The organism is Bradyrhizobium sp. CIAT3101 (assembly GCF_029714945.1).
Classification (GTDB): Bacteria; Pseudomonadota; Alphaproteobacteria; order Rhizobiales; family Xanthobacteraceae; genus Bradyrhizobium.
Genome location: NZ_CP121634.1, coordinates 7172617 through 7196119, shown reverse-complemented (window position 1 = coordinate 7196119; position 23503 = coordinate 7172617). Strand labels below are relative to the sequence as shown.

The 23503-nt window shown below is 60.8% G+C and carries 22 protein-coding genes; 8 read left to right on the top strand and 14 right to left on the bottom strand.

Features of this window, described 5'->3' with window-relative positions; translation table 11 throughout:
• Positions 1-3: 3 nt before the first annotated feature.
• From QA645_RS33645 to QA645_RS33625, 5 genes are all read right to left on the bottom strand, one after another.
• Positions 4-324 carry a hypothetical protein gene (locus tag QA645_RS33645; protein WP_283045514.1) on the bottom strand — a complete coding sequence of 107 codons (321 nt, stop codon included), beginning with the start codon at positions 322-324 and terminating at the stop codon, positions 4-6.
• Positions 325-629: 305 nt separating this feature from the next.
• Positions 630-824 carry a hypothetical protein gene (locus QA645_RS33640; protein ID WP_283045513.1) on the bottom strand — a complete coding sequence of 65 codons (195 nt, stop codon included), beginning with the start codon at positions 822-824 and terminating at the stop codon, positions 630-632.
• A 182-nt stretch (positions 825-1006) separates the two neighbouring features.
• Positions 1007-3490 carry a S8 family peptidase gene (locus tag QA645_RS33635; protein ID WP_283045512.1) on the bottom strand — a complete coding sequence of 828 codons (2484 nt, stop codon included), beginning with the start codon at positions 3488-3490 and terminating at the stop codon, positions 1007-1009.
• A gap of 11 nt (positions 3491-3501) precedes the next feature.
• Entirely contained in the window at positions 3502-4497 is a 996-nt protein-coding gene (locus QA645_RS33630) for an ATP-binding protein (RefSeq protein ID WP_283053459.1), read from the bottom strand.
• Between the two features lie 432 nt (positions 4498-4929).
• Positions 4930-6270 (bottom strand): site-specific integrase, encoded by a 1341-nt coding sequence (locus QA645_RS33625; protein ID WP_283045510.1) that lies wholly within the window; start codon positions 6268-6270, stop codon positions 4930-4932.
• Positions 6271-6620: 350 nt separating this feature from the next.
• Between QA645_RS33625 and QA645_RS33620 the strand changes: the two genes are divergently transcribed.
• The gene (locus QA645_RS33620; RefSeq protein ID WP_283045509.1) at positions 6621-6854 is read left to right on the top strand and encodes a hypothetical protein; all 234 of its coding nucleotides are present in this window, start codon (positions 6621-6623) and stop codon (positions 6852-6854) included.
• Positions 6855-6882: 28 nt separating this feature from the next.
• Positions 6883-7542, top strand: a complete 660-nt coding sequence (locus QA645_RS33615) for an SEC-C metal-binding domain-containing protein (protein WP_283045507.1) — start codon at positions 6883-6885, stop codon at positions 7540-7542.
• 455 nt (positions 7543-7997) lie between these two features.
• Here the strand turns inward: QA645_RS33615 and QA645_RS33610 are convergent, their stop codons facing one another.
• The 3 genes from QA645_RS33610 to QA645_RS33600 all read right to left on the bottom strand — a co-directional run bounded on the left by QA645_RS33610 (position 7998) and on the right by QA645_RS33600 (position 11386).
• The gene (locus QA645_RS33610; RefSeq protein ID WP_283045505.1) at positions 7998-9749 is read right to left on the bottom strand and encodes an FtsK/SpoIIIE domain-containing protein; all 1752 of its coding nucleotides are present in this window, start codon (positions 9747-9749) and stop codon (positions 7998-8000) included.
• A gap of 76 nt (positions 9750-9825) precedes the next feature.
• Complete coding sequence (locus tag QA645_RS33605) at positions 9826-10143, bottom strand: hypothetical protein (RefSeq protein ID WP_283045503.1); 318 nt, start codon at positions 10141-10143, stop codon at positions 9826-9828.
• A 55-nt stretch (positions 10144-10198) separates the two neighbouring features.
• Entirely contained in the window at positions 10199-11386 is a 1188-nt protein-coding gene (locus QA645_RS33600; protein WP_283045502.1) for a protein rep, read from the bottom strand.
• 1595 nt (positions 11387-12981) lie between these two features.
• On the opposite strand from QA645_RS33600, the gene QA645_RS33595 reads away from it, so the two are divergent.
• Positions 12982-13281 carry a hypothetical protein gene (locus QA645_RS33595; RefSeq protein ID WP_283045500.1) on the top strand — a complete coding sequence of 100 codons (300 nt, stop codon included), beginning with the start codon at positions 12982-12984 and terminating at the stop codon, positions 13279-13281.
• 62 nt (positions 13282-13343) lie between these two features.
• Here QA645_RS33595 and QA645_RS33590 read toward each other — a convergent pair whose 3' ends face one another.
• The 5 genes from QA645_RS33590 to QA645_RS33570 all read right to left on the bottom strand — a co-directional run bounded on the left by QA645_RS33590 (position 13344) and on the right by QA645_RS33570 (position 16580).
• Positions 13344-13634 (bottom strand): hypothetical protein, encoded by a 291-nt coding sequence (locus QA645_RS33590; protein WP_283045499.1) that lies wholly within the window; start codon positions 13632-13634, stop codon positions 13344-13346.
• A 160-nt stretch (positions 13635-13794) separates the two neighbouring features.
• Positions 13795-14121 (bottom strand): hypothetical protein, encoded by a 327-nt coding sequence (locus QA645_RS33585; protein ID WP_283045498.1) that lies wholly within the window; start codon positions 14119-14121, stop codon positions 13795-13797.
• 256 nt (positions 14122-14377) lie between these two features.
• On the bottom strand, positions 14378-15025 hold the full coding sequence (locus QA645_RS33580) for a LuxR C-terminal-related transcriptional regulator (RefSeq protein WP_283045497.1): 648 nt from the start codon (positions 15023-15025) through the stop codon (positions 14378-14380).
• 144 nt (positions 15026-15169) lie between these two features.
• Entirely contained in the window at positions 15170-16174 is a 1005-nt protein-coding gene (locus tag QA645_RS33575) for a GlxA family transcriptional regulator (RefSeq protein ID WP_283045496.1), read from the bottom strand.
• Positions 16175-16355: 181 nt separating this feature from the next.
• Positions 16356-16580, bottom strand: coding sequence for a hypothetical protein (locus QA645_RS33570; RefSeq protein WP_254129514.1), 225 nt, complete (start codon positions 16578-16580; stop codon positions 16356-16358).
• A 251-nt stretch (positions 16581-16831) separates the two neighbouring features.
• Between QA645_RS33570 and QA645_RS33565 the strand changes: the two genes are divergently transcribed.
• The 5 genes from QA645_RS33565 to QA645_RS33545 all read left to right on the top strand — a co-directional run bounded on the left by QA645_RS33565 (position 16832) and on the right by QA645_RS33545 (position 20773).
• Positions 16832-17818, top strand: a complete 987-nt coding sequence (locus QA645_RS33565) for an N-carbamoyl-D-amino-acid hydrolase (protein ID WP_283045495.1) — start codon at positions 16832-16834, stop codon at positions 17816-17818.
• Between the two features lie 181 nt (positions 17819-17999).
• Positions 18000-18620: a TetR/AcrR family transcriptional regulator gene (locus QA645_RS33560; RefSeq protein WP_283045494.1), complete on the top strand. Its 621-nt coding sequence runs from the start codon at positions 18000-18002 to the stop codon at positions 18618-18620.
• A gap of 67 nt (positions 18621-18687) precedes the next feature.
• Positions 18688-19881, top strand: coding sequence for an MFS transporter (locus QA645_RS33555; RefSeq protein WP_283045493.1), 1194 nt, complete (start codon positions 18688-18690; stop codon positions 19879-19881).
• 137 nt (positions 19882-20018) lie between these two features.
• Complete coding sequence (locus QA645_RS33550) at positions 20019-20438, top strand: DUF4118 domain-containing protein (RefSeq protein WP_254129518.1); 420 nt, start codon at positions 20019-20021, stop codon at positions 20436-20438.
• 137 nt (positions 20439-20575) lie between these two features.
• Positions 20576-20773, top strand: a complete 198-nt coding sequence (locus QA645_RS33545) for a hypothetical protein (RefSeq protein ID WP_283045492.1) — start codon at positions 20576-20578, stop codon at positions 20771-20773.
• A 59-nt stretch (positions 20774-20832) separates the two neighbouring features.
• Here the strand turns inward: QA645_RS33545 and QA645_RS33540 are convergent, their stop codons facing one another.
• Positions 20833-23205, bottom strand: coding sequence for a TonB-dependent siderophore receptor (locus tag QA645_RS33540; protein ID WP_283045491.1), 2373 nt, complete (start codon positions 23203-23205; stop codon positions 20833-20835).
• Positions 23206-23503: the final 298 nt, after the last annotated feature.

The following is a 23503-nucleotide window of genomic DNA, read 5'->3' as shown; positions in this document are numbered from 1 at the left end:
AGCCTAGCTCTCCGAGATGGGCGGTCTATATCCTCGTCCCTTGGGCGCTTCGTGCTGGTTGACCAATTGCACGTATTCAGCCGGATATAGGGACACCACTTCAAAGCGACCGCTGGTTTTGTCGGTCATAGCATCGATCGTTTGAACCAGAATTCTAACGTGTCCTACGTAATTCCACTGTCCGTCGATTTCCTCGACAAGAAATACGCGCGAGGGTGCCAGATTGAACACACGGCGCCCGTCTAGTGAAAATTCGTAAACCGAGCCGACCGCGAGCTGCGATGGGAAGTTGCTGCCGCGCTTCAGCTTTAGAGTGTCGTTCAATTCTATGGTAGATCCCATCGGTGTCTTCCAAATTGATAATACTAGAATAAGTTGTAGCCGGTAGCTCACTCGCTTGAAAGTGCGGTGTCAAGCCGTTACTGGTTTGTGCGGCCAATCAGGCTCGTCGGGAGTCTGAAAAATGCCCCATATCGTTTCCGATATGGGGCATCCCGCTCTGCACCTTGCGGGTCATCAGCTCTCAACGGGCTTCAACCACCAGATTGATGGTGGCTTCCCTTGCCGCGCCAGCGTGCCTCGCCGCTGCTCCGGGAAGGAATCGCACAGAGCTGGTCACTCCGGACCGGTCAACTGGTCGTCTCCTTACGTTCGCGGATGGTGAGGCGCCCCCCCAATGGGAGAGCAACGAGTTCGACATTGAACCCCTTGCCGTCCTCATGCGGCCAGACGCCGCCGATCTTGGTCCAGAATGCGTTATCGCTTTCGCCCGTCACGACGAAAGCTTCATGAGTGGGCTTCTTCGTCTTCGCTTTGTTTGACATGGAATGCTCCCATTGACGATGCCGCGACGGCATTTGCCGGGAGATAAAAACGGTATCTGCCGGATGTGCCGGCAAGCGGTGCGCAATAAAATACCGGCTTGCGCATCAATGTCAGAATGTGCGTGAAATTGATTTGTCAGGCTGCTTCGGCGCAGCAACACTTTGTCGGACAGCAAATGGAATCATACTTCGATTTCGACAGGCGTCTCGATGCCGACTTGGACGGCGACCGGCGTATAGATATCGACGTTCTCGTTGGGCGTCGAGATCGTCACGATAAGGCTGTAGTGCGCCGTCTTGTTAACTCGACGCTCTACGGGACGCGTGCGCCACCAGCCCATTGTCGGAAGAATAGCGATATGGTTGCGCTCGGCGAGCTCTGCGGCGGACCCATGCCAAGTGTTCGAATGGATCGAACCATTGGTCGGGCCGCGAACGCCGAGCTCCCACTGGCCGGTCTCGCCTACGTGATCCTCGTCGTAATCGTCCTCGCGTCCATGCGCGTTGACGCGTAGCTTGAATTCAACGACGTTTTCGGTAGCGCGCTTTACTCTGAAGCGCAGCCCATGGGATGGGTAGCCGTACTTGCGATCCCAGCCCCGTTCGCCCGGACTTGGCTCTACGAAGTAGGAGAGCGTGACGCGCATCTCTACCGGCGTATCCAGCGGCAGCGCGAGCAGGGCCTCGCGAGGCCAGGGCAACTCGTGGAATTTTATATCCTTGGTTTTGATCGCGCCGCCCGCGTCTTTGAAGAAAGGTTGAAGGCTATCCTCGGCCACGAGCGTAAGAGCGTTGCCAGCGCTGTAGAACAGCCGCGCGGGATCTGGGACGCCATACCCGAAAGTGCGTAGCATCCGCTCCATATCGGGCCGCCCCTGATCGTCGATGGCCCGCAGGCGCATTGCGTCCGTCCAACGAGAGCTATGGACCAGAAATCCGCGTACGGTTTCGGCTGAATAATTTGGGTAACGCGCGACGAGCTGCGTGGCGAGATTGGCGGCGAGCGCTGATGCCGCGCTGGTGTCGTGAAACTCGACAAACGGCGCCTCGCCACCGGTGAACTCGTTGCTGGTAGTGAGCAGTTGGAGTTCCGACAGGAACAGCGGATCGCCCGCGCCTGGTGGTCTCCCCATGTTGCCGGCTTCCATGACGATGTCTGGCTTGTAGGGCGACTTCAGGGAGCGTGGCCAAGTCAGGGACGTCTTGCTCGAAGGCGCAAGGTCGCCCCGTGCCGCAAGAGGGTTCCAGCCGAAGTTGACCTCGTCGTTGATGAAAACCCGATCCGTGTAGCCGCCGACTGTCACAGCGTTCCAGGATTGGCCGGGGTCTTCAATAGAGGCGGTCTCGTTGTAAGCTGGGTAATCCCTGCGCGCCTCGGGCGGCGTATTCCCGGCGGACAGAATGATCACGCGGCGGGTATCGTTGATGGCGCCGCAGGCAAGATTGTCGACCGCCGCCGACCATGATGTTGGACGCCCCCGTTCGCGGGACTCGGCCGAGATCGCCATGCAGAATATCTTACGCCGGGCAGCGTCTATTTCGAGCCGGGACATGGCTTCGATGGTGACGGTGCCATAAAGCTCCGGGCGGTGTGGATCAGGCGCGTGATAGAGCTTCAAAGACTGCACGCCATGCGTCAGCTGGACGGGGCCGGCGCCACTCAGAACGGTGGTGAGATCGCCAAAAATGGCCAACCCTGCCATTTGGGTGCCGTGTCCGTGCCTGTGGCTATCGTGACCGCCCCAGTCGGGTTTGAAGCCGTCAACATCCGTTTCAGCGATGATGGAGGCCAGCAGCGGATGCGCCCGATTTACACCGGTATCTAAAAGACCGACGACTGGTGAGCCTGGCGGCAACACGCCGATTCGCCTGAGAAGCTCATCCGACAGTGCATGTTGATCAGCGGCAGACTGCGTAGAGAAAAAGTCGGCTGTTACTTTGGCCTTGCGCACCTCGGCTATAATGCCGAGGACGTCGGAGGAGAGTGCGAGCTGCTCGCGCGTGCCTCGAACGAGCACGACCGTACGATCTACGAATGGCAACTCATTGGAGACGACCTCGTAACCAAAATTTGAAGCCTCGCGTCTCAACGTAACAGCGGGCGAATGTTCGCCTTTTGCGGCGCCGCGCAGCCAAACCTCCCAGATGATGGCCGTGTTGGCCGCCGGGTAGAGCTCGGACAGGTCTGTCCACAATTCGGACAACGTCGCGAGTTTGAGATTCGCGATACTTTCGACTAACTGCCGATTATAGCGCTTCGCGCCTTCGGGTGCGTCACGGTACTTCTCGAATTTGCGGAGAAGGTACGGAATCTTGTCGTCAGGAACGTGGATCGTCGCCAGGGTCCGACCGGTGTCGGCATCATGCTTGACCGCAAGCAGTTGAATTTTACTGGCGCGCAGGTCGAGGCTTTCGAAAGCGAGCGGAAAGTCCGGCTCACTCTCGAAAGTTAGCGTCAGCCCTGGGGATGCATAGAACCCGTTCCCAACCTGGCGCGGGAAAGGGCCGCGCGCCTGCTGAGCTGCGTGAAACGCATTGATGACGGTCGCTGCATGCTGTGGCCGGTCTCGGTCTGGCAGCTTGAACTCTCGCGACCGTCCCCGTTCGGCGGTATACCGCTCGGTCGCTGCCGCATCCACAAAGAGAAAATGGGGATAGCGTGCCAAGCGTTTCGCTCTTACTTGCGGTTGACGTTCCCGTGCTGCAGTGCCGCCTTGCGCTCATCGATCGCTGACAAAAGGTCTTTTTGCGTCAATGGATGGCCCTCGATCAGCGCGTGCTTCAGCGCGTCCTGTGTGGCGCGCGTGACATCAGCGTAACTCAAGCCTTTAGCGGAGGATGCGAGCTTAACCCAGTCAATCTTACCGCTTGTCTTCGCGCCCGCAATCTTGGCTTCAAATGCAGTACGGATTTCCTTGGTAGTAGGCAGAGAGTATTGGATGATGTCGTCGAAGCGACGGAAAAGAGCCCTGTCGAGAATAGAAGGATGATTGGTTGCGGCGATGATGACACTGTCAGAAGTGTCTTGTTCGACCATTTGGAGGAAGCTGTTCACGACGCGTCGTATCTCGCCGACATCGTTACCTAGGCCGCGTTCCGAACCGATGCTGTCAAACTCATCGAAAAGATAAACCGCGCGGGTTTGCGCGATCGCATCAAAGATTAATCGTAGCTTGGCGGCGGTTTCGCCCATGTATCGCGTGATGAGGCGATCAAGGCGCACCACGAAAAGCGGAAGGGAAAGTTCACCGGCGATGGCCGAGGCCGTCATGGTCTTGCCAGTACCCGGAGGTCCAACCAAGAGCAGCTTCTTCCGGGGAGGCAGGCCGTGGGCGCGGATGTCGCGGATGTTCTTGTGCTCGCGTACCACGCGTTCCAGGACGGCTTTGGTCTTAACCGTTAGCACGAGATCCCCGAGATGGACTTTCGGGTAGGTGACCGTCAGCAAATCCGCGATCTCGCCCCGCGGTTTGGCAAGCGGTATCGGCGAGGGGCCGGGGCTCGGCACGCGGGCGCGTGATCGGTCGATAAGTTCGCGGAGCTCCTCAGCCAGCTTGCCATGTCCGACGCGCGCTTCGCCGGCAGCGATCTGCATCGCCACAGATTGAAACTGAGCGTCGTCGCCCGAGGCGTAGGCTTTAAGGAGAGCCTTGAGTTGGTCTGCGCTGGGCATGGGGCGTGCTTTGTTGGTCACTGACGAGTCTAACCGCGTCTTTTAGATTCTGGCAACCAAAAGTGGCAGGAAAGGTTTATTGGCGGTTGATGGCTGGTGCGGGCGACCGGACTCGAACCGGTATGGGGAATCCCCAACGGATTTTCTTACCAGCTACGACTTTCGTCGCTCGCCCGGAGGCGTTTGTGGTCTGGACTATCCCTTCACCGTGGCGTCGCCGCTTTAGGTGCTGCCCGTCTAGTCTCTACACCTTCCCAATATGGGGGCTTGGCTCGGGATTACCAGCGAAGGCTTCCCCGAATTTGAGCAGTTCTGCATCTCAGGTTTCCCCAAGAGCACTCATTCCTTGGCCTAAGTCCGTTGCGTCTACCAGTTTCGCCACGCCCGCATGCCGGGTCCTTCATAACTCGTGCTGCGCCTGACGCCAAGATGTCAGGTAACATTAGGGCTTCGATGCGACTTGCGCCGAGGGTAGCGGCCTGGTTGGGGATGCTCTCCGTCGGCACGTGCCGGAAGAGAACGCGGTGCGGGCGGCGCCGAGACCAAATCCTGCGGCTCGAATGATCTTGGGGCGCGCTTGACATTGATGGCCGCGGCGTCCAGCTGGTTCTTGATGTGAGATGCGTAGTATCTCTCGATCATTTCAACACTCGTACGGCAGTTCTTGGCGATCTGGTAGATGTCTGCGCCTTCCATCAGTCGAAGGCAAATGTAGGTATGACGGAGGCTGTATGCTGTTCGCCGCTGGCCTTCGCGGTCGATCTTCAGGTCCTCCTCTTCGAGGATGGCGTTCAAAAGCACGTGGCGGTCGTTCGGGAAGATGCGGTCGTTCGGCTTGCCGCTATTGCGCCTGCGGAGTCTCATGAAGGGCGCCACGGCGCTCGGCATGCTCTTGCAATAGCCCACGCCACGCTTTCCGCGCACCTCGATCTCAAGAATGCGTTCGCGGGTCGCATGATCGGTGACGACGGTAACATCACGATATTCAAGCCTGTTGGCTTCGTCGGGGCGCAGCCCGGTATTGGCCATGAAGATGATGAAGTCGTAGAGTTCCTCGCCGTGATAACGGTAACGCTCCTTTTTGGGGTGTTGTGCACGGCGAGCAGCGGCAAGGTAGAGCTGTCGGTACTCAGCGGGTGAGAACCAGGCCCTGTGAGAAATTTTGGCGTTTTGCCGGTAGGGCTGGGACATGTCCGGAAGGCTGACCAGCCAACCATGGCGCAAAGCAGTCTTCAGCGTCTGACGGAGCGCGACCATCTCCTGATGCATCGTTTGGCGGGCAGGAGGCTTGCCTTCCTTGCTTGTCGCCTTCGCCTTTGCGATGCGGTCGAGCCGATATTCCTGGATTGCTCCCGCCGTTACCTGCGAAACAGGCTTATCCCCCAGGAAAGGAATGAGGTACTTACGCAGACGGCGCTCGTGGCACTTGACGTAGATCGGGCTCCGCTGGCCCTCCGTGAGGACTGCAAATTCATGGAGGAATTGTTCTGCAGCGTCTCTGAAGGTTTTCTCTGCGTTGACCGGGACAAGCTTATCTAGTTCTCCACGAACATGCTTGCCGCGAAGCTCAAGATACCATTCCTCGGCGAAATGCTTCGCTGCCGAGAACCCTTCGCACTTCGTCGTTGACCGAAAGTTCTTGCCAGAGACGTAGGCTGCAACCTGCCAGTACTTGCTATCTGTCTCGCGCTTGTAGATGTAGCATTTGCCGCCCATCAGCTCGTGGCGCTCGATGGTTCCGTCCCTCGGCGCATGGAGAGATGAAGCGCTCATTGCTAGGGGCACTTCGTCTTTGCATAGAGCGCGCCAACTGATCTAGCCGATGAGATCAAGTGCAGGAACGTCCAGCGCGGCGTCATCGCGCAGAATAATCCGGAAAGCACTAACTTGTCGTGAGGTCTGCCTAACCTTGTGGCACCGAATAGCGATGAAAATCATAGCCGAACATGCCAGAACAGCCGCAGCATGGGTCATGGGCATATCGATAACAGAAACGGCTGTCAGTAGGCGTTATATGAAGAGTTTGCAGGGATTGATTTTGCGGTGACACGCTGACGAAGGACTTGCAGAATGTCGGGACGTCCAGGAATCCTTTGAGGACTGATTCGACACGGGAGGGATGCATGGTGGACGTCATTTGGATGCCGGCAACGGAGCCGAGCGAACGCCACATCGTTGTTCGTGTTCACCGAATGGGTCAACCGCCGATGGACAAGGGATATTTCTTCGTAAGCGACGAAACCGATTGGAAGGGTAGTGGTCCTTTCGACCTGCGCTTGGACGAAGTGATCGAGCGTGCCAAGAGTGCCGCACGGGAGAAGGGGCTGTCGTGCGTGGTTGTGACCCGAGCAACGTAAGCCTTGCTCATGGCGGCCGAGTGAACCGTTGGCGATCATCAAGCAAGAGATATTCTCCAAGACGTTCACGACGGCCCCCAAGGTCGTATCTCCTGCCATTACTGCGCTCTGCCGCGAAGTCAGCCCCCAGCATCAACCCCTCCTGGTACCGGTGCGCCCTGAGCCCAGTGCGACTATTGGCGAGTGCTTTAACAATGTGAATCAAAAGATCGGCCGCGACGGCGGCACGATCGCCTATGGTTGGCTGATCTGGGAATGGCCGCGGGTTATCGTTGAGGCCGAGCATCACGCAGTTTGGGATACAGGTGGTGCACTCATCGACATTACACCGCACGTCCACAATGAGTCAGATGTTCTTTTCCTTCCCGATCCTCGACGGGCCTATGATTACAAGAGCCAGAAGCGCCTCCTCAACGTGAAGCGAAGCTTAGGAGAGTTCAAGAGCGTCGATGCCTGGATTGCCGCAAACGACACATTGCAGCAGATGATGGAACAATGTTCTGTCGGCAACGAAATTCGCATGAACCGTGATCTGTTCAAGCGTCTGTCGAACGACAAACTAATGGCTGGGGCGGCGGTGCTGGTCGACCTCGCTGCCAACACGAAGGTCAACGCCCCCTGCTTTTGTTCTAGCGGCAAGAAGTTCAAGAAATGCTGCGCACGCCTGATAGATTTAACGGCGAGGTAAGGCCTTCAGACCAGCGCTTATGGTTGATCAGGTATCCCCATGCGCCTTTTTTGTTATTTGCCAGCCTGCCAAACTTGGCGGGGCCTTGGCGAGCAGATCTCCAATTTCGACTGCTTCATAGTCGCGAATCTCGAAGGTTTGAAAATGACCTCTGGGCCACTTGGGCCTTACCTGTTCAGTCCGTGCCCGCCTTCTCCGGCTCGCCCATGGTGCCTTCGGCCTCTTAGCTTTGCTCGCCTGCTATGTCGCTTTTGCCGGATAACATGCTTGTACTGTCGCGCGGTAGGTTCTGTGTTACGCTGTTGCCGATGCGACTATCTTGCATTCTCCACGTCGAAGCCGGCCCATGGGTTTTGACGAGGTGTTTCTTAGGTATCTAGGAAAAGGGAGCGTCCCGCTGCGCGCGGCGCGCTGACGCGCGCCGTGCTCGCGTGTCGCCCCTGTTTCGATACCGTTCATTTCCTCTCCAAAACGACATCGGGCGCGATTTGAGCCTGGAAGTGCAAGTAACGGCCGTGTCCAGCATCCAACAGGAACCTGCCTGTCCTCAGTTTGAGCGGGTTGACCGGCAACTCCTCATCCTCGTCGAGTACGGCATCGAGCGCGGCCTCAACCGCGAACCTGGTCTTGACCCGGAAGCAGACGCGCATGTCCATGTTGTTCCGCAAAGTCGGATCAATCGCGTCTGCGGTTGGCTTTTGAAGCGCGCAGATCAATACGATGCCTGCCGAACGTGACCGCCGTACCAGGCTCCTGATGTTGCTGGCCATCCGCTGAGCAGCCTCCTTGGCCTCGCCGCGCTTTGCGTCGTGGATCAGCTCCTGGATCTCTGCATATTCGTCGATGATTATGAATGTGCGGGGGCCATCCCAGTCCCGTAGGCCCTTTAAACGCATCTCTGCGAGACGGACATCCAAGTACGCCATCAGCTCGTCAAACATCTTTATTGCGTCGCTCAGCTCCCACGCCACGCGCGCCTTGGGTTCATCAACGTACTGGTAGAATTCGGTGCCACCCTTCAGGTCGATTAGCACTACACGGTCGACATCAGGCGACCGCAGTAGCTGGTAAGCCAGTTGTTGGAGGAAAACCGACTTCCCCGAACCGGTCATGCCGGCGACAAGCATGTGCCGGAGTTCACTTGGCCGCCATATCCCGTCGCGGCCGTCGTCAACGCAGGTCCCGAGGATAATTCGGCCGTCATCGCGCATGACGAGGTTGATTTGCCCCTTGAGCCGAGCCATTCGAGCATCGCTCTCTTCACGTTCGGCCTTCCACTTAGCTTCCTGGGCCGCGCGTTCCGCGATCTGCTGTCGATACGTGTCGATCTTCGCCAGTTCTCCGGCGATTTGGACTTTGATGTCATTGAGCACCTTCTGGCGCTCTTCCAGGCCCGTGCGCTGCTCCGTGAAGCCGGGCTTGAGGCACCAGAACTTCAACTGCGCTTCGCGACCCTGTTTGATCTCGACCACCACGCGGTCGCGATCATCGCGCAGCTCCCTCAACCAGACTTCATGCTGGCGCTTTTCTGTGGCAAGCCGTTCTCTTTCGACTTGTTCCTCTTCCTTTTGCTTCTTCTCTGCGGCTTCTCGCACTTCAATTGCAGCCCGCTTGTCCGCGCGCTGCTTCGCCTCCAGCTCGCGGTAATACCGCGCCATACCGCCGCCCCGGTTGAATGCCTCGGTGGCGTCTAGCTGAAACTTCCGCGCCGCGATCATCTGCACTGCGTCGCAGACCCGCTGTGCTGTCGTCCGATTGAACGATTCTCCGCCGCTTAGGCGCACCAAGCTAGTCGTGGCATGCCCGATCGCTTGGAAGAATGACCAGGTGATCTGTTCACCGCCGGTGGGATGAACCCAGGTGATCGGACCGTAATAGTTTCCGAACTCCGTCTTAGGAAAGTCTGCTGCACTCCAGAAAACCTGCGGTGCGCCGTGCTGCTGGCGAAATTCTGCATCGGTCAGTGCTGGTGGCGCAGATCGCGGCGGCACTGCCGCGGCGAGCAGCGAATAGGTCTGTGGGGAAGGCAGAAGTTTCTGCGGTGGGCGTGTCCGTGGCTCTAAGTATGTGTACGTGCCGGCCCAGGTCGCCACGGCCGCTGCAACCGCACCGATCGGGCCAGCAACTGCCAACCCGCCGATCGCGGCGACCAAGGCAGGAGCTACAGCAACAAAACCAATAATCTCTTTACCGTCGCGCTCTTTCATGGCGTTGGCCCGCTGCTTTGCACGAAGGAGTGCCGGGGCCACCTTGTTGCGGCCCCGGCGCATAGATTGCGAGCGACTAGCTCGCAGTCGCTGGCCTAGGCGGCGTCCGGCCCTCGGCCGGCTTTGCCAGTAGGGACTCTCCAGTGGCGCGGTAGTACATCGTGCCTTCGAAGTTCGAGATATCGACTGGAATCTCGATCCGCTTGCCGTCGGCGTAGTTGGTCGGATCAGCCCCATCCGGCAAGCGCACCAGCATCACTTCGATGCCGTTTTTTGCGTTGCGCTTCACGAGTTGCACCGCGTGGCCTACAATGCGGCCACGTTCGTCTCGGCTTTCCTTCACGCCGCGACTGGTGCCGCGAAGAATAATTTCAGCGTCTGTAAATTCACTCATCGCTTTCTCCGTTCTGGATTTGAAGTTGATGTTTGATTGCTCGGCGTGTTGTTGTTCACGGCCCCATAGCGAACCCTCCCTGCTTTCCGGGTTGGTCCGGGTCGTTGAAGGTCCGACCGACCAGGAAGAAATCCGCGTCTCGCCCGCGCGTGTGCCACTGGTAGATTTCGGTGCAGATGAACTCGCCGAGGTCGATGGCCTTCACTTCGCCCTTGGGATCGTCTGTGAAATCGAGGGTTTCATCGCCCTGCAGATTGCGGGACGTGGCGACGAGTCGGCGGCCCTTCACGGCATCGCAGAAGGCAATCACCGGGACGTTGAGCATCGGCTCAAGCTTGTCACTGCCCGGCTTGCGGTAGAGTTCCGGGACCTGGCGGCCGACCGCGTAGGCTCTTCCGCTCTCCCAATAGACAAGGCTGCCCGGTTTGACCTGGTACTTGATCACCTCGCAAAGCGCGTCGCGGCCGCGCTCATCGAGTGGCGAAACCAAGCCATTCAAAGCGCGGATGTCGACGACGGGGTCATAAGTCGCGCGTAGGGCTTTGCGCCACAGCGCTGCCCATTGCTCCTGGGAGATGTAGATTTTGCTGCTGCGCCGGAAGTACTCGGCTTTCGATACGAAGAGGCAGGCATGAATGTGCACGTGCCATAGACTCGTGATGGCGTTGCGCGTGAACTCGACTGAGCGAACATAGGCCTTCACCGCTTGCTTCACCTTGGTGAAGCTCATAAGCCGTCCGAATGCGCGGATGATCTCGCCGAGGCGATAATTCAGCTCGTGCGCCGGACAGCTCTGCACTGTCAACGTGAGCAAGAGCCCCTGCATGTCAGCCGTTGTGCTGAGTAATTTTTCGACGGCTACGACGGTGGCGCCGTATTGACGACGGGCCCGCGCCAGCTGTGCGGTTGGGCACAGTGGATGCTTGCACTCGTTTAATCCCCGGACGCGCACGCCCTTGGTGTAGCGATCGACAAATAACTGGCTGCAGCAGTTGCGGAGGAGGTTGGCGACATCGTCGCGACCGGCGGCCTCTAGGCTGTCGGCCAAGGCAAGTTTTTCGCAATGCATGCGCTTGTAGTTGCGCTGACCGACTTTTTTCAGTCTCTTCCCACGATCGGGGAGGGTGGTCTCTTCGCAGAAATAGGGGCAGTCATCGCCCGACAGCCGCTGGTGAAGCGGTGTGGTAGGCGTCCAGTCGGTGGTTTCAGCCTGCCCGACATCAAAATGTGAGATGTCGAACATGACCGCTACTCAGCGACCCAGGCGATTCCCATCAATCGTGCTGATTTAGTGAGCGGGGTTTCCTCGCAACGGACGTCTTCTGTTCGGCTGGACGCTTCCACTGTGCCGGCTTCTGGCTTGGGAATACTTGGTGGGACGTTTGAAATCGGTTCTCGAGTTCTACTGTTAGTGCACATGGCTCTCCCGCCTTCCGGCAATGCCCTTTCGGCAGCCAGGTTTGAGTGACGATGACTGGGAGGCAGCCTTCAAAAATCGAGACAACGCTGCTTACGCGGGCACTAGGGTGCCTACGTCAGGAATGGTCTAAGCACTACGCAACATCCTGAGGCTCACCAGGAACGCGCAAGCGTCAGGTGGCAGCGTCGTCTCGCATAGTTGAAGGGAGGCGTGCTCCCTTGGTGCTTCGGACTGAGTGAGACATGTTGGACCACTCTCACATCGATGCCTCCGAAACAGCATCGACAATCACACGCTAGAGTATGCAAACGCATCGTCAACAAGAAGATGCGGAGCACATCATAGTGGTTGTGGAAAAACTAGAAATGAGAAACGCCCGCTGAAGCTACGCTTACAGCGGGCGCTGTCTCTATCGAGGGTTGTGCACGCATGACAAAGATCGGGTCGCAACAACATCTCGACTTCGGTCGGATGCATTGCTGCGACCCGACCACGGTGCACGTTCGGGGGTCCAATCCCTCCCGTACAATCTTGCCTTCTGTCAGTCCGGGCGCCACCAAAGGAAGGCCCAATTTCACAAGGCAAGATACTCAGTTCAAGAAAGTCAACGAGCTAGGCCGAAAGCCTTACCGCGTTTCTCTTTCTTCATCTTCGGTTTTCGAGATAACCTTTCGGCGGAAAAACTTTCCAACCAAAAGCTCAGATCTCGCGAAAAGGCCTCTACGATCAGGGTAAACCTGATACGGCTATTCATAGATGGCAAGCAGATTCTCAACTTGACCACAGTCCGCCGAGATCTTGGCGGCTCTAATCCGTCGAAGGATGCCGCCGGCACAAACCTATCTTAATCCGTGTCGACGTGGGTGCAGTTTTGGATCGGCTGGTCCACTATCGAACTTAGATTCCGGCCCGTACTAGGATTATTTTCACGAGCGAATGTCGGCCATGGGGGGAGGCTGCGCCTCGGTGTTTTTGATCCCGCGAAACACACCCGAGGAGGGAAGTCAGAGCATGAACGCCGCAACGATATCGCAATGAAATGGCCGAAACGGCGTGAACAAAACGGGACAGAACCCGCGTCGCTTATTGAAATGTCAATGGGTTAGGGTTTGCTCACTGCGTTCGGGACGCAGGGGTCGCAGGTTCGAATCCTGCCACTCCGACCATTCTTCCAAAAGTTGACGTTTTCCAGAGGCTTGGCGGACCGGCCGCCAGCGCCTCGGGGTTCCTTTTTGCAACGATTTTGAGGGCGGGTCCACGGCCGATTTGGCCCTCGCAGGGCGGCTTGAGCGCGTGGCATGGCTTGTCGCTCGCCGGTATTGACGGTCCGGCCTCGCGAGCTAGGTCAGAGGCCTAGCGGCTTCGCTCGACTGTCTCGCGGACATGGGCTGATCGGAAATGCGCCGGAGTACACGGTGATGCAGCCAGCGATTCAGCGCCTTGTTCAGCTCGGTCCATTCCCGAGTTCAAGTTTGGCCAAGGCGCCAGTGCTGCGGGAGCTGGAAGCTTTGCTTGCCGGTGTGCAAACGCCCGTTACCAAGGATGAGGCAAGGGCTTTGGTCCGGCTCTTTGGCCCTGATGACTGCTTTGGGCTCGCTTGGTCACTGCTTTATCTGGTCGAGACGTCACCCGACTGGCCGATCGACGATGCACTCGATGGTCTCAGCGGTGAATGGATCGAGAGACTGAGAGAGCGCGGTAGCTGTCGTCGCGCGTAGGATCTCCAACGCAAACGGCGCGGTCGAGATCGACCGCGCCATTGTGGTTTTCGGTGGTGGCCTCAGTACTCGTGGGGCGCGTAAGCCGGAGCGCGCCAGCCGGGCTGGTCGTATCCGTAACCGGGCCCCCAATAGCCGTAGGTGTTGGCTTGATGCCAACTACCGATGGGTCGGCATTGACCGACGCCGGCCATCAACTGACCGCCGCTCATCGCCGGACCGGCGGCGCCGACAGCGTCGCCGCTCGCCGGGGTGCAGCCGCCGGGACCGCGTCCGGCCGCGAGGCTGGGGCTTGCAGTTGCGAGCGGCAAAATCAGCAGTGCGGCCGCGCTCACTAGTTTCATGCGTGTCATGGTTGTCTCCATGTCGGGTTTCGACAGCGAGCCAATCCCTGCTGCGTTCGCGCGTTCCCCGCAGGAAGATCGCGATTTCGCGAGCAACAACGGCCGCGTCTGGTTTTCGCGGCAAACATGCGCTGCAGTCACGCGAGTGTGTCGCAGCGAGCGCGCGCGATCACCTGCGCGTCACCAGCACGCCCAGCAAAAACGCCACCATCAGCGACGGCAGCGGGGCCTCTCGCACCATGCCGCGCACGATGTCTGACCAGCGCGGGTCGGGGACGAGCCTTGGCGATCTGATCTCGACCGCGGGCGCGATGCCCCATTCCGACGCCAGCTCGGCGATCTCGCTCGCGGCCAGACGCACGCCGTCACGCACGCGGAAGATCGCGGCCTCGGCGCGTTCGCGCGGTGCAAGCAGCATCACCGTCGCGATCGCCGTGCGCAACGTCATCTCGCCAAAACCTTGCAGTCTCACCGACTCCTCGGGGGCGGACATCATGCGAATTTCCTCACAGCGCCAAATTCTTCACAACGCCAAATTCTTACAACGCGAAGTGGTGCGCGATGGTGAAGGCCATCGTCGCGCACAGGACCAGCGTGGAAACCGCGCCGGCCACACCGCGCGCGAGATCGGCTCGCGTCAGGTGCCTGGTCATGATTGTGCTCCATGCTCTCTCCATGGAAATGGCGGGGCTGCGCGTTGGTTCCTTGGATGCCGGCCGAATCCTCCGCGGCGATCGGATCGATGCGGCCTCTCAAGCCCCGCTCTCGTCCCCGCGCACCGACCGCAGCGCCGAGAGCAGGCCCACCAGCTCCGCCTGGCCGCGGACGCCGGTCTTGGCGAACACCCGCCTCAGATGGGTCTTGACCGTATTCGGCGAGATCTCGAGCCGGATGCCGATGGTCGACACGGAGTGGCCGAGCGAGGCCTGCAGCGCGACCTGCGCCTCCGCCTTGGTCAGCTTGTAGGCGTCCATGATCCATTGCGGCGGCAGCGCCGGTGGCCGGGCGGGATCGAGCATGAAGATGATCGCCGCGCTGTCGTGGTCGCCGAGGCCCGCAAGGCCATCGCGCGCGCGGCCCTGCGCCGGCGCCACGAGGATGGTGATGAGCCGCCCGTCGCCTGGATGGGGAATGGCCATCGTGCCGCCGGGCGCGCCCGATAGCGCCGAGCGGGTCATGCGATCGAACTGCCGTGCCGAGGCCGGCCATGCGCTCGACAGCGTCCGACCGCGCAACGCCAGCGCGCCGTCATTGGTCATGGCACGGAAGGCCTTGTTGGCGAACTGAACGTGGAGCCTGCGATCGAGCAGGGCCACGCCCGCCGCAAGATGGTCCAGAACTGCCGGTACGGCGTGAAAATCGGTATCCGGAAAAAGATCTACAATTTCACTGGTGCGCATCTCGCATGCGCTCCTTTCGACGCCGCGACGTGCGGCGGGGCAATGTCGCGATTAAACAACGAAACGCCGGCGCCGGCCATCGCACCGCGTGTGCAGTCCTGGCCAAAGATGGAGTAAATCCGGCCAAAAAGTGCAACCTGAAGTTCAGGTGCCGTCGCGCGCCGCTTCGTTCTTCTGAAATTGTGCGCGATACCATTGCGGGGTCACGCCGAGCTGACGGACGAAGGCGCGCCGCAGGCTGTGCACGGTGCCGAATCCGCACCGTTTTGCGACAGTCTGGGCGGGAAGATCAGTGTCCTCGATCTGACGCCGCGCTTCGTCGAGCCGAATCCGCTCGACATATTCGCGCGGCGTCTCGTGAAGCTCGTCGACGAACAACCGGCGAAAATTCCGCTCGCTCATCCCGACATGGGCTGCGAGCGCTTCTGCGCTGAGGTCCTCGGCCAGGTGCGCGAGTGCCCATTCCTGCGCCTTTCGGAGGGCGGGAACCGCGCTGAATTGCGCCTGGAGATGTGTCGAGAACTGCGATTGTCCCCCCGGGCGCTTCAGGAACACCACAAGGCTGCGGGCCACGCGCAGGGCAAAGGTGCGCCCGTGATCTTCCTCGATCAGGGCAAGCGCGAGATCGATCCCGGCCGTGATGCCGGCCGACGTGTAGGTCTGGCCATCGCGCACGAAGATGCGGTCGATCTCGAGTGTCGTCGCCGGAAAATTCTGCGCGAAAGACGGTGCAAGGGCCCAGTGCGTGGTCGCGCGCTTGCCGTCGAGAAGGCCGGATGCCGCGAGCGGAAACGCACCGGTGCAGATCGAGCCGTGTCGTCGCGCTTTGGGGGCTGCTTCGCGCAGCCAGCCGACCAGGGCGGGGTCGCTTAGCGCCGCGACGTGGCCATATCCGCCTGCGACCAGAAGCGTGTCGATCGTGCCGTCGAGATCGGCGAGCGCGGAGTTGGGGACGATGGAGAACCCCAATGACGTCGAGATCGGATCGGTGGTCACGGCGGTGACCGACAGACGGTACAGGCCGCGCCCGGCCAGCGCATTCGCCATGCCGAAGGCTTCCATCGGGCCGCAGACGTCCATGGCCATGATGTTCGGATAGACGAGAACGACGATGTGGCGTTCCGGGCTGGCCGAAGCGGGCGTGCTCATGGGGTGGTCAATTTCTGCGATGTGCGGTCACGATCTTGAGGCCGGTGTCCCGCTATCGCGAGGACAAGCGCGCGCTCGCTCCCGAGACGTGCAGGCCCGTAATGAACGTCCAAGATGTGGCTGGATTGTGCACAAAGCCGGGCGGGCGGCGGATCACGAATCCGTTGCGCCGCCTGCTATCTTATTTTCGCAGCAGTTCCCGCAGGGCCGCCGTTGCCTCGGCGCAGCGGATGTCGTCGATCTCCCGCGACAGGCTGAGCGCGCTCGATTTCAGCTCTTCGACCCTCCAGCTCTCGGGATGCTGGTTTTCGAGCTGGTTCAGCCGCTTGTTCAAATCGTCCAATCTGGACTGAAGCTGCCCGATGCTGGCGGCTCCATTCACGTTCCAAACGCGTTGTGCACGCATCGTCGTTCCCCTGAATTGTCTCACGGCGTTGTGAGCAGGGTTCGTGGCCGCATTGGGCGTTTCTTTTGTCCGGTGTTAGATCGTGGGGAACCGTTGCAGATTGGCAACGAAAGTTCCTGGAATACCTGAGCGCGCTGGCTCATCCTCAGGCAACGGCTCCAACAGGCGTGGAATCTGCATGGGCGCGACCGTCGTTTGTGCGGGCACGATAATGGACCCGATTAATCCAGCAAACGAACGAGGGACGATTCGTGGCGAGATGTGTGACTGTGGCGGCCGGCCAATTGGGCCCGATCGCGAGGAGCGACACGAGGCGTGAGGTGGTGGCGCGCCTGATGGCGTTGATGCGCCAGGCCAAGGCCAATGGCTGCGATCTGATCGTCTATCCTGAGCTCGCGCTCACCACCTTCTTTCCGCGCTGGTACTTCGAGGACCAGGCCGCGATCGACAATTTTTTCGAGCGCGAGATGCCGGGAGCGGAGACGCAAGCCCTGTTCGATCTCGCGCGCGCGAGCGGCATCGGATTTTGCCTCGGCTATGCCGAGTTGACGGTCGAGGCTGGACTCGTTCACCGCTACAACACGTCGATCCTCGTCGACAAAAACGGCGCGATCGTCGCGAAATACCGCAAGGTCCATCTGCCCGGCCACGCCGAGCACGAGCCCTGGCGCAAGTTTCAGCATCTGGAGAAGCGCTATTTCGAGCCGGGAAGCGGCTTTGGCGTGGTCGACGCGTTCGGCGGCGTGATGGGGATGGCGATCTGCAACGACCGCCGCTGGAGCGAGACCTATCGGGTCATGGGCCTGCAGGGCGTCGAGATGGTGATGATCGGCTACAACACGCCGGTGCACAATCCGCCCGCGCCCGAGCATGACGATCTCTCGCTGTTCCACAATCATCTGGTGATGCAGTCGGGCGCCTACCAGAACGGCACCTTCGTGGTCGGCGTCGCCAAGGCCGGCGTGGAAGAGGGCGTCGACCATATCGGCGGCAGCTGCATCATCGCGCCGTCGGGCGAGATCGTCGCGCGATGCACGACCAAGGGCGACGAGCTCGCGATCGCCCGCTGCGATCTCGATCTCTGCAATTCCTACAAGCGCACGATCTTCAATTTCGATGTTCATCGCCAGCCGCAGGCATATGGGATGATCGTCGAGCGGAAGGGCGTGGCGACCATGGCGGATGGGACGGCTGTACACACCCTCAGTCGTCGTCCCGGCGAAGGCCGAGACCCATAACCCCAGGGAGGGGTTTGGCGAAGAGTGGTTGGGCGAGACCGATATCTCCTCAAATCGATAGACCTCGCGGTATAGGTCCTGGCTTTCGCCAGGACGACACCGGGGTTGTGGCCGCTGGTCTCGGCCTCCAATCACAACCCTGTGTCTTTATTCGGGAACAATCATTCCCTAATATGATGCGATGCAAAAGATCGCCCGCAAAGCCGAGCCTGCCCCCAATCCACCCGGCCGTCCCCGCGAGTTCGACATGGACACCGCGCTGGACGGCGCGATCCGGGTGTTTTGCGAGCGTGGTTATCATGCCACCTCGATCGGAGAGCTGACCGCGGCGATGCGGCTTGCCACTGGCAGCGTCTACAAGGCGTTTCGCGACAAGCATGCCGTGTTCGTCGCTGCCTTCGAGCGCTATGTGTCGGTGCGCCGGGAGCAGACCCGGGCCGCCGCGGCGCGGGGTGCGAACGGCCGCGAGCGGGTGCGCAACGTGCTGTCGTCCTATGTCGAGCACTCCCAGGGTAGCGAGGGCCGCCGCGGCTGCATCGTGGTCGGCAGTGCGGTCGAGCTGTCGGCGGTCGATCCGGCGATGCGCGCGCGCGTCTCGGCGCAACTCAAGACCAACGAGAATTTCATCGCGGGCCTCATTCGCGAAGGGCAGGCCGACGGCTCCATCCCGGACCATGTCGAGGCCGACGACACCGCGCGGCTGATGATCTGCATGACGCAGGGCCTGCGCGTCGTCGGCAAGGTGCGTCTGCCGCTCGACGACGAGCGTCTGCTCGGCGTCGCGATGAAGCTGCTTGCCTGAAGTTTTGTCAAATTAGGAAATGATCGTTTCCTATATCTGGAGACGACGACGTGTCGGAGAGTTTGGAATGACGATGAATGCCACGATCGACGCCGCACCCGAACCGGATGCGGTGTCGCAGCGACTGACCTTCGTGCTTGCCGCGGCCTGTGGCATGGTCGCCGCCAACATCTATTATGCCCAGCCGCTGATCGCCCCCATCAGCGCCGCGCTCGGCCTGTCGCACGCGGCCGCCGGCCTGATCGTCACCATGACGCAGATCGGCTACGGCACGGGCCTGCTGTTCATCGTGCCGCTCGGCGATCTCGTCGAGAACCGCACGCTGATCTGCACCGTCATCACGCTCGGCGCGGCGGCGCTGCTCGCGGCCGCGTTTGCGACCCATGCGCTGCCGTTCCTGATCGCCGCGCTGTTCATCGGGCTCGGCTCGGTCGCGGTGCAGATCATCATTCCCTATGCCGCGCACCTTGCGCCGGAGGCCATTCGCGGCCGCGTCGTCGGCAACGTCTCGACCGGCTTGATGTTCGGCATCATGCTGGCGCGGCCGGTGTCGAGCTTCATCGCAGCGGCGCTGTCGTGGCATGCGGTGTTCTTCTGCTCGGCGGCGTTGATGATCGTGCTCGCGATCGTGCTGCGTCTCACGCTGCCGAAACGCAAGCCCGTGGTGCGCATGCATTACGGCGAGCTGCTGCTGTCGATGCCGCATCTGGTGCGCGCCACGCCGCTGTTGCGGCGGCGCGCGCTCTACCAGGCCGGCCTGTTCGGTGCCTTCACGCTGTTCTGGACCGTGGTGCCGCTCCAGCTCGCGAGCCAGTTCGGCTTCACCCAGCGCGGTATCGCGCTGTTCGCGCTCGCCGGCGTGTCCGGCGTGTTCGCGGCACCGATCGCAGGGCGGCTCGCCGATCGCGGCCATAGCCGCATCGCCACGATCGCCGCGATGCTATCCGTCGCCCTGGGTTTCCTGGTGACGCATGTCGGCGCAGCCGGATCGATGCTGAACCTCGCCTGTCTGGTCGCGGCCGCGATCGCGATCGATCTCGGCGTGCAGGGCAATGTCGTGATCGGCTTCCGCGCCATCTTCGTGCTCGGGCACGAGCACCGCAGCCGCCTCAACGGGCTCTATATGGCGACGTTCTTCGCCGCCGGTGCGGCGGGATCCGGGCTCGGCGCCTGGGCGTTCGCGCAAGGCGGCTGGACGCTGGCCTCGGCCATTGGCCTTGCGCTGCCTGTTGCCAGCCTGATCTACGCGGCGGCCGAATAACGGTACGATTGTGCGGGCCGCCGTTTACCAAGCCCCGGTTACGGCGGCCCGTCCGATGCAATTTCCACCTCGCGATTTCCCTGCAGCTGTAGTACTTTGGTCGCAAGCGGCCGGGTTAACAGCCGCAGGGAGGCCCTATGAGGCGTGCGGGACTGTATGGCGTACCGCGAGTACGGCCATGGTCGTGGCAGGCATTTCTGCTCGGATTTATCGTCGTCGCAGCGTCGGCTGCGCTCCAAGGTGTCTGCGTCGCGCTCGGCGCAAAGCTCTATTTCGCGGCGTTCCTCCCCAGCCTGTTCGTGCTCGGCCTCGTCGCGGGTGCACCGGCGGCAGTGTTCGCCGCATTGCTCACCGTGCCGCTGGTGTGGTGGGCGTTCATTCCGCCCTTCTTCGAGTTCACGCCGCTGTCCAGCGCGAACGCGGATTCCATTAATCTGTTCTGCCTGCTCGCCGTGCTCCTGATCGGCCTTGCCGATCTCTGCCGCGCGAGCATGACGATCAACGGCCGCGGTGGATTGAAGTCGCCGGGTGAGAGCGCGGCAACGAATTCGCAATAATCAGGTGCTGCACCGAGCGCGTGCGTTGCGCTCGCGCAACAGTCCGGCAACCATCCACACAGCTGGATCGCGCCGCTAACTTTTCGAAAAAGATTTGGCCGCAATTTCCCTCGTGGGAATACGAGGGAGTTTTCGACATGAACGGACACGCCATTTTCGAGAACGTGCGCCGCTACCGTGGCATCGCATCGCTCTATCGCCAGACCGCGGCGTTTCGGCCGGGCCAGCGCTGGTCGCTGTTGGAGCAGGCCAGCGAGTGGGAAGCCCGCGCGCTGTCGGAGCTGGAAGCCTATTTCGCCGCGCGCGCCGACTACGCCACGCCGCTCGCGGCCTAAGCGTTAACCATCCGGCGCGAACGTCAGCGAAGGGATCGCTGACGTTGCCTGAAACTAGCTCAGAACCTGTAGCTCGCCTGAACCCTCACCGTGCGCCCCTGGCCGGGCGAGATGTTGTTGTTGCCGTCGGCCGAGGCCCAATATCCCTTGTTGAAGATGTTCTCGACCGTCAGCTGCGCGCGCCAATTGGCATCGATCGTGGCGTAGACGCCGGCATCGAAGCGGACGAAGCTCGGCAGCCTCACGGTGTCGTCTGACGACGCAAAGGAATCACCGAAATAGATGATGCCGAGCGCCGCCGCCCACACGGGCGTGAACTGATACTTGTTCCACCATGCAAACTGATTGTACGGCACGAGCTGCACGCGATTGCCGGCCACGACGGTCGCCGATGTCGCGCTGGTGATCTTGGCATCCGTATAGGCATAGCCCAGCGAAGACTGCCATTGGTCGGTGACGTAGCCGACGAGGCTCGCCTCGAAGCCGCGCGTCAGCGTGGCGCCGGACGGGAAGAAAAAGCCGGGATTGTTGCCGTCGGCGATCGGCTGGTTGGTGCGGTTGAGATTGTAGATCGCCGTCGAGAACAGCAGCTTCGGATTGATGTTCCACTTCATCCCAACCTCGGTGTTCTCGAATTTCTGCGGCTGCAGGATCAGCGTGCCATCGGTCAGAGAGGAGAACTGATCGCCGGAAGCGGGCAGGTAGGAGATGCTGTAGGCGGTGTAGACCGACATGCTCTCGATCGGCTTGACGATCAGGGCCGCCTGCGGCGACACCAGATTGTCGGTGCGGGCGCGGTTGATGTTGGTGTTCATGTCAAGCGCCGACATCTCGAACCGGTCGAACCGCGTGCCCACGATGAGCTGGAGTGCGCGCGAAAATTCGATGGTGTCGCGCAAGTAACCGGACTCGATATTCAAGCCGTATTTGCTGTTGGAGTCCGGCGTGGTGACGCCATCGGTATTGGTGCCGGTGAAGTGGTGGACGAAATTGACCGGTCCGAAATAGGTCGGCGCGAACGGGTTCTGGACGATGGTGTTGGTGCCGTTCGGGAAGACGCCGGTGTTGCGGATGTCAACGCCGGTCTGGCGGCCGAACTCGGTGCCGAAACCCACGGTGTGCGCGACCGGCCCGGTCCAGCCCTTGTAGATGAAGTCGGTCTGGTTAAAGACATTGTCGCGGTTGGTGGTGTGCTGATAGGCGCCGAGATTGACCGCGGTGTCGGCCGGATTGACGGCGCCGGCCAGCGCCCCGCCGGTCGGATAGATGTTCTGGTAGAATTTCTGGTAATCGGCCGCGATCGTGCCGTTACGCACCGTCAATCCGTTCTGGAAATCGTGCTCGATGATCGCCATGCCGGTCTGCACCGTTGCCTGCGCGGTGTTGAGGCTCGGACCGCCGAAGAAGGTCTGGAAATTTCCGTTCGGGGCAAACGGCGTGGTCGGATTGAACCGGGTGACGCCGCCGGGGAGGCTCTGCGAGGGATTGCCGCGATCGGCGGTGCGGCCGTCGTGGTAATATTCGTAGGACAGCTTGACCTTGGTGAAGTCGTCCGGCTTCAGCGTGACGGTCGGATTGATGCCGTAGCGTTCGAGATGGTTGAAGTCGCGGAACGCATCGCTGCCCTCGTAAAATACGTTCAGTCGCGCCGCGACGTTCTCGTTGATGGCTTGCCCTGCGTCGAGCGTGACGCGGCGGTCGCCCCATGATCCCGTCTGCGCGGTCGCCTGGTAGACACGGTTGCCGTCGGCCTCCTTGAGCGTCCGGTTGAGAAGCCCGCCGCCGGCGCCGCGGCCGAAGGTGATCGCGCTCGGGCCCTTCAGCACCTCGATGCTCTGGGCGTTGTACATGTCGCGGAAATACTGAACGTCGTCGCGAAAGCCGTTGACGAAGAAATTCGCGCTGGAATCGACGCCGCGGATGACGAGCTCGTCGCGATTGCCTTCGCCCTGGTGCACGGCGACGCTGGGCACATAGCGCGTCACGTCAGTCAGGCCCTGGTAGTTCTGGTCGCGGATCTGCTCGTGGGTGATGACGGACAGCGATTGCGGGATGTTGACGATCGGCGTGTTGGACTTGGTGGCAACGGAGGTGCTGTTGGTGAAATAGCCGACGGTGCCGGTGCGGGCGTCCTGTGATTGTGCGAACGGCTTTGGTGCGGGCGCCGTCTCCGGCCGGTGCGCCGTCTGCGTGCGACGTGAGCGCGTGCCGCTCGAGCGTCGCGACGCCGCGGATGAACTGGAGCGGCGCTGCGCCTCCGGAGCCGTGACGTTGACGGGAGGAAGCGTTGCGCCCGGTGCCGGCGCGGTTTGCGCGAAGGCTTGTGGACTGGCGAAGAACGCACCTGACGTCATCAATACGGCAAGCACGCTGCGGGCAACCCCGCGGCCGGCAACAGACAATAGAATTCCGTCGGCTGCGATGCGGTTCATCGCGCCCTCCCTTGCACTTCAAAGCTCGCCCGGATTCCCCAAGGATGCGGCCGGATGCGGGGCAAGACTCATCCGTGCACGCGAAGTCACTGCGTGCATGAACACGTTGGGCGTTCAGCAATTCCGGGACACCAGATTTGAATCGTTCGAAACATTTCGAGTTCCAACGATCCCCTGTGCGCGCAGAACCCGTGACGACTACGGAGTTACGCTGCCGGCCGTGTGTGCTAGCAACTGGCCCGGATCTCTACGACCGCCGGGGGCGAGCGATGACCACCTTCAACCGCATCTTCACGAC